Origin of the sequence: Cellulosimicrobium composti (assembly GCF_010287905.1) — a bacterium.
Lineage (GTDB): Bacteria > Actinomycetota > Actinomycetes > Actinomycetales > Cellulomonadaceae > Cellulosimicrobium > Cellulosimicrobium composti.
On record NZ_JAAFAN010000014.1, the window covers coordinates 56,505 to 71,051 of the forward strand.

General features: G+C 74.6%; 13 protein-coding genes. 10 read left to right on the plus strand and 3 right to left on the minus strand.

Going from position 1 to position 14,547, the window contains the following annotated elements; translation table 11 throughout:
* Positions 1 to 39: 39 nt before the first annotated feature.
* Positions 40 to 504 carry a DUF1801 domain-containing protein gene (locus GYH36_RS06265; protein ID WP_155098933.1) on the plus strand — a complete coding sequence of 155 codons (465 nt, stop codon included), beginning with the start codon at positions 40 to 42 and terminating at the stop codon, positions 502 to 504.
* Between the two features lie 32 nt (positions 505 to 536).
* Here the strand turns inward: GYH36_RS06265 and GYH36_RS06270 are convergent, their stop codons facing one another.
* A complete protein-coding gene (locus GYH36_RS06270; protein ID WP_162289398.1) occupies positions 537 to 1,241 on the minus strand; it encodes an NUDIX hydrolase in 705 nt (234 codons plus the stop codon).
* Positions 1,238 to 2,689 (minus strand): GMP reductase, encoded by a 1,452-nt coding sequence (gene guaB1, locus GYH36_RS06275; RefSeq protein ID WP_155098934.1) that lies wholly within the window; start codon positions 2,687 to 2,689, stop codon positions 1,238 to 1,240. The genes GYH36_RS06270 and guaB1 overlap by 4 nt, the downstream gene beginning before the upstream one ends.
* A gap of 203 nt (positions 2,690 to 2,892) precedes the next feature.
* Between guaB1 and dxs the strand changes: the two genes are divergently transcribed.
* Positions 2,893 to 4,803, plus strand: a complete 1,911-nt coding sequence (dxs, locus tag GYH36_RS06280) for a 1-deoxy-D-xylulose-5-phosphate synthase (protein ID WP_115942463.1) — start codon at positions 2,893 to 2,895, stop codon at positions 4,801 to 4,803.
* A gap of 183 nt (positions 4,804 to 4,986) precedes the next feature.
* Positions 4,987 to 5,667 (plus strand): HAD family hydrolase, encoded by a 681-nt coding sequence (locus tag GYH36_RS06285; protein ID WP_162289399.1) that lies wholly within the window; start codon positions 4,987 to 4,989, stop codon positions 5,665 to 5,667.
* A gap of 28 nt (positions 5,668 to 5,695) precedes the next feature.
* Here the strand turns inward: GYH36_RS06285 and GYH36_RS06290 are convergent, their stop codons facing one another.
* Positions 5,696 to 6,793 carry a carboxylate-amine ligase gene (locus GYH36_RS06290; protein WP_312028527.1) on the minus strand — a complete coding sequence of 366 codons (1,098 nt, stop codon included), beginning with the start codon at positions 6,791 to 6,793 and terminating at the stop codon, positions 5,696 to 5,698.
* 378 nt (positions 6,794 to 7,171) lie between these two features.
* Between GYH36_RS06290 and pflB the strand changes: the two genes are divergently transcribed.
* The 7 genes from pflB (at position 7,172) to GYH36_RS06325 (ending at position 14,411) form a co-directional block, all read left to right on the plus strand.
* The gene (gene pflB, locus GYH36_RS06295) at positions 7,172 to 9,475 is read left to right on the plus strand and encodes a formate C-acetyltransferase (protein WP_162289401.1); all 2,304 of its coding nucleotides are present in this window, start codon (positions 7,172 to 7,174) and stop codon (positions 9,473 to 9,475) included.
* A 20-nt stretch (positions 9,476 to 9,495) separates the two neighbouring features.
* Positions 9,496 to 10,488 (plus strand): pyruvate formate-lyase-activating protein, encoded by a 993-nt coding sequence (gene pflA / locus GYH36_RS06300; protein WP_162289402.1) that lies wholly within the window; start codon positions 9,496 to 9,498, stop codon positions 10,486 to 10,488.
* 57 nt (positions 10,489 to 10,545) lie between these two features.
* Complete coding sequence (locus GYH36_RS06305; protein WP_162289403.1) at positions 10,546 to 10,716, plus strand: hypothetical protein; 171 nt, start codon at positions 10,546 to 10,548, stop codon at positions 10,714 to 10,716.
* Positions 10,717 to 10,780: 64 nt separating this feature from the next.
* Positions 10,781 to 10,984, plus strand: a complete 204-nt coding sequence (locus GYH36_RS06310; RefSeq protein WP_141391113.1) for a ribbon-helix-helix protein, CopG family — start codon at positions 10,781 to 10,783, stop codon at positions 10,982 to 10,984.
* A 1-nt stretch (position 10,985) separates the two neighbouring features.
* Positions 10,986 to 11,375, plus strand: coding sequence for a type II toxin-antitoxin system death-on-curing family toxin (locus GYH36_RS06315; protein WP_162289404.1), 390 nt, complete (start codon positions 10,986 to 10,988; stop codon positions 11,373 to 11,375).
* Entirely contained in the window at positions 11,372 to 13,624 is a 2,253-nt protein-coding gene (locus tag GYH36_RS20275) for a DEAD/DEAH box helicase (protein ID WP_162289405.1), read from the plus strand. The genes GYH36_RS06315 and GYH36_RS20275 overlap by 4 nt, the downstream gene beginning before the upstream one ends.
* A gap of 31 nt (positions 13,625 to 13,655) precedes the next feature.
* Positions 13,656 to 14,411 (plus strand): PIG-L deacetylase family protein, encoded by a 756-nt coding sequence (locus tag GYH36_RS06325; protein ID WP_162289406.1) that lies wholly within the window; start codon positions 13,656 to 13,658, stop codon positions 14,409 to 14,411.
* Positions 14,412 to 14,547 lie beyond the last annotated feature (136 nt).

A 14,547-nucleotide genomic window follows, 5' to 3' on the forward strand; every position in this document is an offset into this window, starting at 1 on the left:
TCTCGCCACGACGGCGTCGTGCCACGAGAGACTGGTGCCATGGCCGCGAGCGAGAACAAGACCCAGCCGACCGACGCGGACGTGGAGGCGTACCTCGCGTCGGTCGAGCACCCGGTGCGCCGACGCGACGCCCGGCGGCTCGTGGAGATGCTGTCGCGCGTCACGGGAGAGCGGCCGCGCCTGTGGGGGCCGTCGATCGTCGGGTTCGGCTCGTACCACTACCGCTACGCGAGCGGGCGCGAGGGTGACACCGCGGCGGCCGGCTTCTCGCCGCGCAAGGCCGCGACGACGGTCTACCTCATGGACGGCGTGGACGCCCACACCGACCTGCTGGCCCGGCTCGGGCCGCACACGGTCGGCAAGGGGTGCCTCTACCTCAAGGACCTCGACGCCGTCGACCTCGCCGTGCTCGAGGAGGTCGTGCGGCGCTCGTACGCGACGCTCACGGGCACGCCCGCGTTCGGCACGCGGCTCGCGGGAAGGTCGGAGCCGGACGGCTCCTGACGCACGGCCGCGCGGGCGCGACGCAGGGTGGCTCAGAGCGGGGCGGGGACCGTGCGCGTGCGGTCCCAGGGCTCGGTCCAGCCCAGGCGGTCGAACAGCGCGTCCAGGACGCCGCCCGTGAACCCCCACACGAGGTGCTCGCGGCCGTCGGCCTCGACGAGGAAGCCCGGGCTCCGGTGCACGCGGCGGGCGTGCCGCACCGTGACGGTGCGTCGGCGCTCCGGGTCGAGCAGGTCGGCGACGGGGACGCGGAAGACGTGCGCCGACTCGGCCGCGTCGACGGCGCGGACCGGCGTGGGGCGCGCCCACCACGCGAGCACGGGCGTGACGCGGTGGTTGCTCACCGGCAGCGGGAGCTCGCCCAGCGGGCCGAGGACGTCGACGCCGTCCGGGTCGAGCCCCGTCTCCTCGCGCGCCTCGCGGAGCGCGGCGCCCACGGGCCCGTCGTCGCCGGGCTCGAGGCGGCCGCCGGGGAACGCGACCTGGCCCGGGTGGTGACCGAGCGTCGAGGCGCGCGCGAGGAGGAGCACGTCGAGCGCGCGCGGGACGGCGGGCGTGACGTGCTCGGCGGGCGCGTGGTCGAGCACGCCGAACAGGAGGAGGACGGCGGCCCGGCGGGCGTCGTCGCGCACGGGGCCGACGGCGTGGCGCCAGGGCTCGGGCCACGCGCCGCCGTCGCGCGTGGCCGCCGCGAGCTGGTCGCGCGCGGAGGTGCGCGAGTCCGTGTCGCCCGTCACCAGCTCACCGGGAGCGGGCGGCCCTCCTCGTAGCCCGCGGCCGACTGGATGCCGACGACCGCGCGCTCGGCGAACTCGGCGAGGCTCGTGGCGCCCGCGTAGGTCGCGGAGCTGCGCAGGCCCGACGTGATCTGGTCGAGCAGGTCCTCGACGCCCGGACGCTGGGGGTCGAGGAACATGCGGCCGGAGCTGATGCCCTCCTCGTAGAGGCCCTTGCGCGCGCGCTCGAACGGCGACCCGCCGGCCGTGCGCGCCGCGACCGCGCGCGCCGACGCCATGCCGAAGCTCTCCTTGTAGAGGCGGCCGGTGCCGTCGTCGTGCAGGTCGCCCGGCGACTCGTAGGTGCCGGCGAACCACGACCCGATCATCACCTGCGACGCGCCCGCGGCGAGCGCGAGGGCGACGTCGCGCGGGTGGCGCACGCCGCCGTCGGCCCACACGTGCTTGCCGAGCTCGCGCGCCGCGGCCGCGCACTCGAGGACGGCCGAGAACTGCGGGCGCCCGACGGCCGTCATCATGCGCGTCGTGCACATCGCGCCCGGGCCGACGCCGACCTTGACGATGTCCGCGCCTGCGGCCACGAGGTCGCGCACGCCGTCGGCGGTGACGACGTTGCCCGCGACGACGGGGACGTCCGGGCCGACCGAGCGCACCGCGTCGAGCGCCTGGAGCATCTTCGCCTGGTGGCCGTGCGCGGTGTCGACGACGAGCACGTCCACGCCCGCCGCGAGGAGCTCCTTCGCCTTCGCGGCGACGTCGCCGTTGATGCCGACCGCGGCGCCGACGCGCAGGCGGCCGAGCGCGTCGAGCGCGGGCGTGTACACGGACGAGCGCAGCGCGCCCTTGCGGGTGAGGACCCCGACGAGCGACCCGTCGCGCGTCACGGGCGCGACCTTGAGGCGGGCGGAGTGGAGCTGCTCGTACGCGGCCTCGAGGCCGGCGCGGCCGCCGTCGAGCACGGCGGCGTCGAGCACGAGCGGCTCGGTCGTCATGACCTGGTGCACCTGCGTGAAGCGGTCGACGTCCGCGCAGTCGGCCTCCGTGACGACCCCGACGGGACGCCCGCCGTCCACGACGACCGCCGCGCCGTGGGACCGCTTGCCGACGAGCGTCAGGGCGGTGTGGACCGTGTCGTGCGGGCCGACGACGACGGGGGTCTCGATGACGGGGTCCTTCGACTTCACGTCGGCCACGACGTCCGCGACGACGTCGGTCGGCACGTCCTGCGGGATGATCGCGAGGCCGCCGCGGCGGGCCACCGTCTCGGCCATGCGGCGACCGGCGACGGCCGTCATGTTCGCGACGACGACCGGGATCGTGGTCCCCGTCCCGTCGTCGGAGGAGAGGTCGACGTCGAAGCGCGACGCGACCTCCGAGCGCGACGGGACGAGGAAGACGTCGCCGTACGTCAGGTCGGTCGCGGGGGACTGTCCGGGCAGGAAGCGCATGGGTCCATCGTACGAGGTCGGGCACCGCCGTTGTCCGCAGTGCGGAAGTGATCTTCCGCTCGCGCGCGGTCCGTGCGTCGGGCGCCGGAGTGTGCGTCAATGACGTGAAGGTCCCGTCGCCCCGCGCACCGGTGCGCGGGTCACGTGCCGCGACCACCTAGAGTTGTCGGGCTGGACGCACGGGAACGGAACGGAGCATCTGCATGAGCCTGCTTGGCACGATCACCTCGCCCGAGGACGTGCAACGGCTGACCCCGGGGCAGGCGCGAGAGCTCGCCGCGGAGATCCGCGCGTTCCTCGTCGACTCGGTCTCGCGCACGGGCGGCCACCTCGGCCCGAACCTCGGCGTGGTCGAGCTGACGATCGCGATGCACCGCGTGTTCTCGTCGCCCACGGACACGTTCGTGTTCGACACGGGCCACCAGTCCTACGTGCACAAGCTGCTCACGGGGCGCCAGGACTTCTCCGCGCTGCGCAAGCAGGGCGGTCTCTCGGGCTACCCGTCGCGCGCGGAGTCGGAGCACGACGTCGTCGAGAACTCGCACGCGTCGACCGCGCTCTCGTGGGGCGACGGCATCGCGAAGGCGAACGTCGTGCGCGGCCTCACCGACCGGCACGTCGTCGCGGTCATCGGCGACGGCGCCCTCACGGGCGGCATGGCCTGGGAGGCGCTCAACAACATCGCCGAGAGCCAGGACCGGCGCCTCGTGATCGTCGTCAACGACAACGGGCGCTCGTACTCGCCGACGATCGGCGGCCTCGCGCACCACCTGTCCACGCTGCGCACGACGCACGGCTACGAGAGCTTCCTGCAGTGGGGCAAGCGCACGCTCAACCGGTCGGGCGCGCCCGGGCGGTTCGCGTACGAGTGGCTGCACGGCCTGAAGAAGGGCCTCAAGGACGTCGTCGCGCCGCAGGGCATGTTCGAGGACCTCGGCATCAAGTACGTCGGGCCCGTCGACGGCCACGACGTCGAGGCGATGGAGCACGCGCTGCGTCGTGCCAAGGCGTACGGCGCGCCCGTGATCGTGCACGCGATCACGGAGAAGGGCCGTGGCTACACCCCGGCCGAGCAGGACGTCGCCGACCGCTTCCACGCCGTCGGCAAGATCCACCCCGAGACGGGTCTGCCGGTGGCGCCCTCGCGGTTCGGCTGGACCGGCGTGTTCGCCGACGAGATCGTGCAGATCGGGCGTCGCCGCACCGACGTCGTCGCCATCACCGCCGCGATGCTCGAGCCCGTGGGCCTCAAGCCGTTCGCGCAGGCCTTCCCCGAGCGCACGTTCGACGTCGGCATCGCGGAGCAGCACGCGGCGACGTCGGCGGCCGGCATGGCGTTCGCGGGGCTGCACCCCGTCGTCGCCGTCTACGCGACGTTCCTCAACCGCGCGTTCGACCAGGTCCTCATGGACGTCGCGCTGCACAAGGCCGGCGTGACGTTCGTGCTCGACCGCGCCGGCATCACGGGAGACGACGGCGCGAGCCACAACGGCATGTGGGACATGGCGATGCTGCGCGTCGTGCCGGGACTGCGGCTCGCGGCCCCGCGCGACGAGGCGACGCTGCGGACGGCGCTGCGCGAGGCCGTGGACGTCGACGACGCGCCGACGGTCGTGCGCTACCCCAAGGGCGCGCTCTCGGACCCGCTGCCCGCCGTGGACACCGTGGACGGCGTCGACCTGCTCGCCGTGCCGGGCGACGCCCCGGCGGCTGCGCAGGACGCGGCACCGCGCGCGCGGGTCCTGCTCGTCGGGCCGGGGTCGATGGCGCGCGTCGCGCTCGGTGCGGCCGAGTCGCTCACCGCGCACGGCGTGGACGTCACCGTCGCCTCGCCCACGTGGGTGCTCCCGATGCCGAGCGCGCTCGTCAAGCTCGCGGGCGAGCACGACCTCGTCGTGAGCGTCGAGGACGGCGTCGCCGACGGCGGCGTGGGCGCTCTCCTCGCGCAGCGCTCGCTCGAGGCGGGCGTGCGCACGCCGGTGCACGCGCTCGGCCTGCCCGCCCAGTTCCTCGACCACGCGACGCGCGACCAGGTGGCTGCGACCTACCGCCTCACCGCGGCGGACGTCGCGCGCGACGTGCTCGACGCGCTCGCGACGCTCGCGCACGACTGACGCCCCCGCGCGGGCGGGCACACGTCCGGCGCACCGACGCACCCGGCCGGGTGCGTCGGCAGACCCGGCCGGGCGCGTCGGCAGACCCGGCCGGGCGCGTCGGCAGACCCGGCCGGGTGGGCCGCGGGTCCGCGCGCCGGACCACCCTCCGGTCCCGTGCAGCGCGCGGGTAGGGTCCGACGCGTGATCTGGCTCCTCGACCTCGACAACACGCTCGTCGGGCGCGACGACGCGTTCGCGCTCTGGGCGGCGGACGCGGTCGCGCGGGCCGGCGGCAGCGGCGACGACCTCGCGGCGATCGTCGCGGCGGACGGCGGCGGCTTCGCGCGCAAGACCGACGTGGCGCGCGTCATCGCCGACCGGCTCGGGTGGGAGGCGGACCTGCCCGCGGTGGTCGAGCGGTTCCGCGCCGGCATCCTCGCGCACGTGCGCGCGTACCCGGGTGTGCCCGCGCTGCTCGACGGGCTGCGCGCCGAGGGCGACCGGGTGGTCGTCGTGACGAACGGGACCTCCGCGCAGCAGCGCGGCAAGATCGCCCGCTGCGCGCTCGCGCCGCACGTGGACGCGGTCGTCGTGTCCGAGGAGGAGGGCGCGGCCAAGCCCGACCCCCGGCTCCTGGAGGTCGCGCTCGGGCGTGTCGGTGCGGACGGCGCGGACCGCCGGGACGTCTGGATGGTCGGGGACGCGCTGCACGCGGACGTCGCGGCGGGGCGCGCCGCCGGAGTGCGCACCGGGTGGGTGTCGCACGGCCGGGACGCGGGCGACGGCCCGGCCCCGGACGTCGTGGGCCGCACGGTGCACGACGTCGTCGCGGCGGTGCGCGCCCTCGCAGCACCCGCCGGACCGGCGCCCGCGCGCCCGTAGCCCGACGAGAGCCACGGGCGCGCGGGGCTCAGGAGTGCGTGACCTCCACGGACTTCTCCACGACGGCGCGCAGGTCGCCCCCTGACGCCGCGAACCACGCGCGCTGGCGCGCGGCGCCGTTGCCTCCCGACCACACGCGGCCCAGCAGCTCGGTGACGGCGTCGAGGTCGCCCGCGTCGACGAGCGCGTCGCGCACGTGGGCGACGAGCTGGCCGACGACGTCGTGCGCGGGCGCCGGTCGCCAGGTCAGCGGCGAGACGAGGTCGTCCTCGAGGCCGGAGCGGCCCGCGCGCCACGCGGCGGTGCGCAGGATCTCCGGGCGCAGCTCGGGGGGCGGGGTGCCCTGCGCGGCCTCGCGCGCGGCGGTCTCCACGAGCCCGCGGCTGAGAGCCGCGACGAGCGTCGCGGTGTCGGGGTCGAGGCACACGTCGGCGACGCGGATCTCGACCGTCGGGTACCGCGAGGACAGGCGCGCGTCGAAGTAGACCATGTTCTCGTCGAGGATCGTCCCGGTCGCGACGAGCCCGTCGACCGCCTCGCGGTACGCCTCGGGCGTGCCGAACGCACGGGTGGGTCCCGCCGTCGGCCAGCGCGACCAGACCTGCGAGCGGAAGCTCGCGTACCCGCTGTCCTCGCCCTGCCAGAACGGGGAGTTCGTGCTCAGGGCGAGCAGCGTCGAGAGCCAGGGGCCGATGCGGTCGAGCACGGCGACGCCCTCGACGTCGTCCGCGACGGCGACGTGCACGTGGCACCCGCTCGTGAGCTGCTCGCGCGCGGTGAGCCCGAACGCGGCGCGCGCCTCGAGGTAGCGCAGGCGGGAGACCGTCGTCCCCTCGAACGGCAGGGGAGAGGTGGACAGCGCGGCGACGCGCGCGCCGACCGTGTCCGCGGCCTCCTGGGCGCGGCGTCGGCCGTCGCGGATCTCCGTCGCGAGGTCGTCGAGCTCGCGGCGCGGGTGCGTCGCCGTCTCGAGCTGCTCCTCCATGAACTCGGACTCGAGCGACCCTGTGCCGCCGCCCTTGTCGTCGGTGCCCGACGCCTCCAGTGCCTCGGCGGCACGGGCGACGGGCTGCCCGTCGTCGCCGACGAGCAGGAACTCTTCCTCGACCCCTACGGTGCGCTTCACCCGGGAAGTCTCACACGGAAGGCGTCTGCTCGTCGGGCGAGCGTGTGACGTGCGTCCGTGTCGTGCGTCACCGACGTCCCGGGCGCGTAATGCACGAGGCTCCTGGACCCTTGTGAAGGTCATCACAAGGACCTCCGGCGAGAGGTGACGAACCGCCCAGGAGCCGCAGGATCAAGCCGTTCCCGGTGGGTCCCGCCCGCCTCGGGACCTAGGTCCTCGGACGTCCCGGAACCGGTCCGCGCGGGGCCTCGCGAACCTAGCCTGGAGGTGGCGAAGGAGCCCGCCGGACCTCGACCGAGAGCCTCCACCCGGGGCCTCGCGGGACCGGCGGTTCCGGCCGGCGCGCGGACCCGCGCGTCAGGCACGAGGGAGGTCCAGATGACCAGCGTTTCCGAGGCACCCGGCACGACGAGCGGCGTCCGCGCGGAGGGTGCCCCGAGCACCGACTCCGCCCACGTCCCCGCGTGGGAGGGCTTCACCGACGGGCCGTGGCGCGACACGGTCGACGTGCGGGACTTCATCCAGCGCAACTACCGCCCGTACACGGGCGACGCGTCGTTCCTCGCCGGGCCCACGGAGCGCACGACCGGCATCTGGGCCGCGCTCTCGGCGATGTTCCCCGAGGAGCGCGAGCGGGGCGTCTACGACGTCGACCCGCACACGCCCGCGGGCATCACCGCGCACGCGCCGGGGTACATCGACAAGGCGCACGAGGTGATCGTGGGCCTGCAGACCGACGGCCCGCTCAAGCGCGCGATCATGCCCAACGGCGGGTGGCGCATGGTCGAGGGCGCGCTGACGACCTACGGCTACGAGGTCGACGAGACCCTGAAGAAGGTCTTCACCGAGTACCGCAAGACGCACAACCAGGGCGTGTTCGACGTCTACCCGCCGAACGTGCGCGCCGCGCGCTCGTCGCACATCATCACCGGCCTGCCCGACGCCTACGGCCGCGGCCGGATCATCGGCGACTACCGCCGCGTCGCCCTGTACGGCGTGGACGCCCTGATCGCCGCGAAGAAGCTCGACAAGCTCGAGCTCGACACGCGCCCGTTCAGCGAGGCCGTCGTGCGCGAGCGCGAGGAGCACGCGGAGCAGATCCGCGCGCTCGGCGAGCTCAAGGACATGGCGGCCGAGTACGGCTACGACATCTCCCGCCCGGCGACGTCGGCCCGCGAGGCCGTGCAGTGGCTCTACTTCGCGTACCTCGCCGCGGTGAAGGAGCAGAACGGCGCCGCGATGTCGCTCGGGCGCACGTCGACGTTCCTCGACATCTTCATCGACCGCGACCTCGAGGCCGGCCGCCTCACGGAGTCCGAGGCGCAGGAGATCATCGACGACTTCGTCATCAAGCTGCGCATCGTGCGGTTCCTGCGCACGCCCGAGTACGACGCCCTGTTCTCCGGCGACCCGACGTGGGTCACCGAGACGATCGGCGGCATGGGTGAGGACGGGCGCCCGCTCGTCACGAAGAACTCGTTCCGGTTCCTCCAGACGCTCTACAACCTCGGCCCGGCCCCCGAGCCGAACATGACGGTCTTCTGGAGCCCCGACCTGCCGCAGGGGTTCAAGGACTACTGCGCGCAGGTCTCGATCGACACCTCGGCCGTGCAGTACGAGTCGGACGAGCTCATCCGCGCGCACTGGGGCGACGACGCGGCGATCGCGTGCTGCGTGTCGCCGATGCGGGTCGGCAAGCAGATGCAGTTCTTCGGGGCGCGCGTGAACCTCGCCAAGACGCTGCTCTACGCGATCAACGGCGGGCGCGACGAGATCACGGGCAAGCAGGTCTCGCCCGTGGCGGCGCCCGTCGAGGGCGACGTGCTCGACTTCGACGACGTCATGGCGAAGTTCGACGCGACGATGGACTGGCTGGCGGCGACGTACGTCGAGGCGCTCAACTGCATCCACTGGTCGCACGACAAGTACGCGTACGAGCGCATCGAGATGGCGCTGCACGACAAGGACGTGCTGCGGACCATGGCGTGCGGCATCGCGGGCCTGTCCGTCGCGGCGGACTCGCTGTCGGCGATCAAGCACGCGAAGGTCTCCGTCGTCCGCGACGAGCGCGGCCTCGTCGTCGACTACGTCACCGAGGGCGAGTACCCGACGTTCGGCAACGACGACGACCGGGCCGACGCGATCGCCGTCGACCTCGTCGAGCGGTTCATGGCGAAGGTCCGCACGCACCCGACGTACCGTGACGCGGTGCCCACGCAGTCGGTCCTGACGATCACGTCGAACGTCGTGTACGGGAAGGCGACGGGCAACACGCCTGACGGCCGCCGCGCCGGCGAGCCGTTCGCCCCGGGTGCCAACCCGATGAACGGGCGCGACACGCACGGCATGCTCGCCTCGGCGCTGTCGGTGGCCAAGCTGCCGTACGACGAGGCGCAGGACGGCATCTCGCTGACCAACACGGTCGTGCCGAGCGGCCTCGGGCGCACCAAGGAGGAGCAGGTCACCAACCTCGCCGGCCTCCTGGACGCCTACATCGGCTCCGAGGGGTACCACATGAACGTCAACGTGCTGAACCGCGAGACGCTCCTGGACGCCATGGACCACCCGGAGAACTACCCGCAGCTGACGATCCGCGTGTCCGGGTACGCGGTGAACTTCGTCCGCCTCACGCGCGAGCAGCAGCTCGACGTGCTCTCGCGCACCTTCCACGGCGCGCTCTGACGAGCGCTGAGGAGCCAGCCATGACCGTCACCCTTCCCGGCCCCGCCGTCCGCCCGTCGCGCGGGTGCGGCGTCGCCGGGGGCACCCTGCCCGACGACGCCACGCGCCTCGACGTCCCGGGCGTCCCGACCTCCGCGGCCGAGCCCGCGGCGTCGGGCACGCCCGTGGGCCACGCGCGCCGGGCCGGCGCGGGCCTGGACGGGCTGACGGTCGCGGACGTGGACCGGGCCGACAAGCTCGCGGCGATGCGCGCGGGCGAGCTCGGCTCGGTCCACTCCTGGGAGCTCGTCACCGCCGTGGACGGGCCGGGGACCCGGCTCACCGTGTTTCTCAACGGGTGCCCGCTGCGGTGCCTGTACTGCCACAACCCCGACACGTTCGCCATGAAGGACGGCAGGCCCGTCACGGCGGACGAGCTGCTCGGGCGCGTCCGGCGCTACCTGCCCGTGTTCCGGGCGACGCACGGGGGGCTCACGCTCTCCGGCGGCGAGGTGCTCATGCAGCCCGCGTTCGCAGCGCGCGTCCTGCGCGGTGCGAAGGCGATGGGCGTGCACACCGCGCTCGACACGTCGGGCTTCCTCGGCGCGAACGCGACCGACGCCATGCTCGACGACACCGACCTCGTGCTGCTCGACGTGAAGTCCGGCGACCCGGACACCTACAGGAAGGTCACGAGCCGCGACCTCGAGCCCACCCTGCGGTTCGGGCGGCGGATCGCCGAGCGCGGGCTCACCGGCCACGCGCCCGAGGTGTGGGTGCGCTTCGTCCTCGTCCCGGGCCTCACCGACGACCAGGACAACGTCGAGAAGGTCGCCGCGTACGCGGCGTCGCTCAACGAGATCCGGCCCGGCACGGTGACGCGCGTCGAGGTGCTGCCCTTCCACCAGATGGGCCGCGACAAGTGGGACGCGCTCGGGCGCACGTACAAGCTCGACGACACTCCCGCGCCGTCGGCCGGGCTCACCGAGCGCGTGCGCGACCAGTTCCGCGTCCACGGCCTGACGACGTACTGACCCGACCCGCCGACGAGCGCCCGCTCGCCGAGACGTGAGAAGTGGCCCCGGACCGCCGTGCTCCCGGGGCCACTTCTCCCGTCTCGAAAGTACGAGGCGACGAAGCGCGACGCCGCCGCGCGCCACGCGGACGCCGACGACGACTACACGCTCGACAAGACGGCGTTCCTCGACGCGGCGCAGTCCCGGATGGAGCGCTGGACTGCGGAGGTCGGCACGTCATCGTGAGAGTGCCGGAGCGTGCCCGCGGCCGGGAGCGATACTGTGGTGATACCACGTCGGGAGGTGCGGGATGAGCGGCAGCCAGATGGTCGTGCGGTTCACCGAGGACGAGAAGCGCGTCCTCGAAGCGGCCGCGGAGCGTGAGGGGCGCTCGCAGAACGAGATCGTCCGTGAGGCCGTACGACGGTACGGCGCGGAGCGCGACGCCCTCCGTGATCGACTGATCGCGGACGCGATCCGCGAGTACGGACCCGTGCTCGACAAGCTCGCCTGAGGTGGTCGCGTCGCGAGAGGTCGAGTACCTCGAGGTCGGGGACCTGCTCGCGGCGGCGCGCGCGCTGCTCCGGGCGGAGCCGGTCGTCCGCGACTGGGGTGCGCTCGACTCGGCCGTGCATCGTCCTCGCGCCTCGATGTTCGGTGAGGAGGCGTACCCGTCGCTCGACCTGAAGGCGGCCGCGCTGATGCTCTCCGTCGTCCAGAACCACGCGCTCGTCGACGGCAACAAGCGGCTCGGTCTCGTCGCCGTCGTCGTGTTCTACGGGATGAACGGGGTCGCGCTGCATGCTCCGCACGACGACGTGTACGAGCTGACGATGTCGATCGCCGACGGCTCGACGCACGACGTGACGTACGTCGCCGAGTGCCTCGCTCGCTGGCACGCGTGACCGCGCCGCGTGCGGCGCTGCCCGACGTCGTCACCGCTCGGGCGGTCCTCGCGGGGGCGGACGCCCTCGCCGCGCTGCTCGCGACCCTCTCCGCGGCGCCCGGGACGGCGCGCGAGCAGGTGCGCGCGGCGTTCGGCGACAGCCGCGAGGAGAAGGTGCTCGCGCGGCTCGACACCGTCGAGGTCGGGTCGCTGCGCGACGTGACGCGCGAGCGGCTGCGGCTCGGGGCGCTCGCGCACGCGGGCGTGCGCACGGTCGGGGAGGTCGCGCGGCTCGGGCGCGACGGACTCGAGAAGGTCCCCGGCGTCGGTCCGCAGACGGCGACGCACCTGCTCGCCGCCGCCGAGCAGGTCGCGCGCGCCGTGCGCGAGAGCCTGCGCTTCCGCATCGACCTCACGCCGACGGACCCCGTGGCGACCGCGCTCGTCCAGTCGCTGCACACGCTCGACCAGGCCGACGCCGCCGTCGCGCGGTACGGCGCCCAGGTGCGCGGCACCCTCGCCGAGCACGAGCGCGTGCGCGACGACGCGCTCGTGGCGGCGAGCGGGCCCCGCCGCCTGCTGGCGTGGGGCGAGCGCCGCCGTCGGGCGTTCGACGCCGTCACGACCCTCGCGGGTCTCGCCGAGCGGGCGCGCGCGACGGGGCTCGCCGAGGAGGCGCGGCGCGTCGTCGGGCTGCTCGCCGAGCCCGCACGCCCGTACGACGTCTGGGAGGACTTCCGCCGCCGGTCCGCGGCGTACTACGCGCTGCTCGACGGCGTCGCCCCCACGGGCCGCGATCTCGCCGCGGCCGAGGGGCACCTGCCCGCCGAGCTCGTCGACCGCGTGCAGACGCAGGCGCTCGACGAGACCCTGCTGCGCGTGTCGCTGCGCGGCTACCAGGCGTTCGGGGCGCGCTTCGCGCTCGCGCAGCGCCGCGTCGTGCTCGGCGACGAGATGGGGCTCGGCAAGACCGTCCAGGCGATCGCCGTCCTCGCGCACCTCGTCGCGCGCGGGGCGACGCACACGCTCGTCGTGTGCCCCGCGAGCGTGCTCGAGAACTGGGCGCGCGAGCTGCGCGCGCACGCCGACCTCGCCGTTCACGCCGTCCACGGCGAGGACCGCGACGCAGCGGCCCGCGCGTGGCACGGCCAGGGCGGTGTCGCCGTCGTGACCTTCGCCGGCCTGCGGCGCGCCGGGCCCGAGACGTTCGCCGCCGCCGCACCCGCGGCACTCGTCGTGGACGAGGCGCACTACGTGAAGAACCCGCTCGCGAAGCGGTCCGTGGCGGTCGCGGCGCTCGCGGCCACGACCGGCCACGTCGTCCTCCTCACGGGCACGCCCATGGAGAACCACGTGGCCGAGTTCCGCACGCTCCTCGGCTACCTCCAGCCGGCGCTCGCCGCGCGCCTCGACCCGGCGCACGGCGCGGCCGGGCCGGAGACGTTCCGGCGCGCCGTCGCGCCCGCCTACCTGCGACGCAACGCCGAGGACGTGCTGGAGGAGCTGCCCGAGCTCGTGCAGGTCGACGAGTGGGAGCGGTTCGGCCCGGTCGACGGCGCCGCGTACCGCGAGGCGGTCGCCGCCGGGTCGTTCATGGCCATGCGCCGGGCCGCCTTCGCGGTCGAGCACGCGCAGGACTCGGCGAAGCTGCGCCGACTCGTGGAGATCGCGCGCGAGGCGACGGAGAACGGGCGCAAGGTCGTGGTGTTCTCGTTCTTCCGCGACGTGGTCGACGCGGCCGCCCGCGCGCTCGGCGACCTCGCCCTGCCACCTCTCACGGGGTCCGTGCCCGCCCGCACACGGCAGGCGGTCGTCGACGACTTCACCGCGGCCGAGGTCCCGCGCGTGCTCGTGGGCCAGATCGACGTCGGGGGAGTGGGGCTCAACCTCCAGGCGGCGTCCGTCGTGGTCCTGTGCGAGCCGCAGACCAAGCCCACGACGGAGGCGCAGGCCGTCGCGCGCGCCCACCGCATGGGACAGGTCGAGACCGTCCAGGTGCACCGGCTGCTCACGGCGGACAGCGTCGACGAGCACCTCCTGCGCCTCCTCGGCACCAAGGCGCGCCTGTTCGACGCGTACGCGCGGCGCAGCGCGCTCGCCGAGGAGGTCGCCGGGGCCGTCGACGTGTCCGAGGCGTCGCTCGCGCGCGCCGTGGTCGACGCCGAGCGCGCGCGCCTGTTCGTCGACCCGGCCGTGACGTCGGTCGAGGACGCCCCGGTCGAGGACGCCCCGGTCGACGACGCACCGGACCCGTCCCGGCCGACGTGACGCGCCGTGCGCCGCGGCATAGCGTGGCGTCATGACCTCGACCGACGCCCTGCCCCCGCTTACCCCGCTGGACGAGGACTGGTCCACGGCCCTCGCCGTCGTCGCGCACCCCGACGACATGGAGTTCGGCGCCGCCGCGGCGGTCGCGCGCTGGACCGGCCAGGGCAAGCGCGTCGTGTACTGCATGGTCACGAGCGGCGAGGCGGGGATCGACGGGATGGACCCCGACGAGACGCGGCGCGTGCGCGAGGCGGAGGAGATCGAGTCGGCGCGCGTCGTGGGCGTCGACGAGGTGGAGTTCCTCGGCCTGCCCGACGGCGTGCTCGAGTACGGGCTGCCCCTGCGGCGCGCGATCGCCGGGGCGGTCCGGCGGCACCGGCCCGACGTCGTCATCACCGGCAACTACCGCGAGACGTTCCCGGGCGGGATGCTCAACCAGGCGGACCACGTCGCGACCGGGCGCGCGGTCGTCGACGCGGTGCGGGACGCGGGCAACCGCTGGGTGTTCCGCGAGCAGGTCGAGTCCGACGCGCTGGAGCCGTGGGGCGGGGTGCGCCAGGTCTGGGTCGCGGCCTCGCCCGACGCCGCGCACGGCGTCGACGTGAGCGCGACGTTCGACGCCGGCGTCGCGTCCCTGCGCGCGCACGCCGCGTACCTCGACGGGCTCGGGTGGGAGGACTTCGACCCGGCCGCGTTCCTCGCGTCGATGAGCGCCCCGACGGGCGAGCGCATGGGCGTCACGCACGCCGTCGCGTTCGAGGTCCTGCGCATGGGCTGGGACGACTGACCCGCCCGCTCGACCGCCCACGGGGCCGAGCATGCGGTTGTGGGGCGGGCCCGGCGCGGGGGGGGGGCCCCCCCCCAACGCCGGCGCCCGGGGGGGGGGGGGGGGGGGGGGGCGGCCGGCCCCCCCCGGGCCGGGG

Coding starts and splice junctions, on each gene's coding strand:
- GYH36_RS06325 (WP_162289406.1), top strand. CDS start 13,656: ATGACCTCGACCGACGCCCTGCCCCCGCTTACCCCGCTGGACGAGGAC.
- GYH36_RS06310 (WP_141391113.1), top strand. CDS start 10,781: ATGAGCGGCAGCCAGATGGTCGTGCGGTTCACCGAGGACGAGAAGCGC.
- guaB1 (WP_155098934.1), bottom strand. CDS start 2,689: ATGCGCTTCCTGCCCGGACAGTCCCCCGCGACCGACCTGACGTACGGC.
- pflB (WP_162289401.1), top strand. CDS start 7,172: ATGACCAGCGTTTCCGAGGCACCCGGCACGACGAGCGGCGTCCGCGCG.
- dxs (WP_115942463.1), top strand. CDS start 2,893: ATGAGCCTGCTTGGCACGATCACCTCGCCCGAGGACGTGCAACGGCTG.
- GYH36_RS06265 (WP_155098933.1), top strand. CDS start 40: ATGGCCGCGAGCGAGAACAAGACCCAGCCGACCGACGCGGACGTGGAG.
- pflA (WP_162289402.1), top strand. CDS start 9,496: ATGACCGTCACCCTTCCCGGCCCCGCCGTCCGCCCGTCGCGCGGGTGC.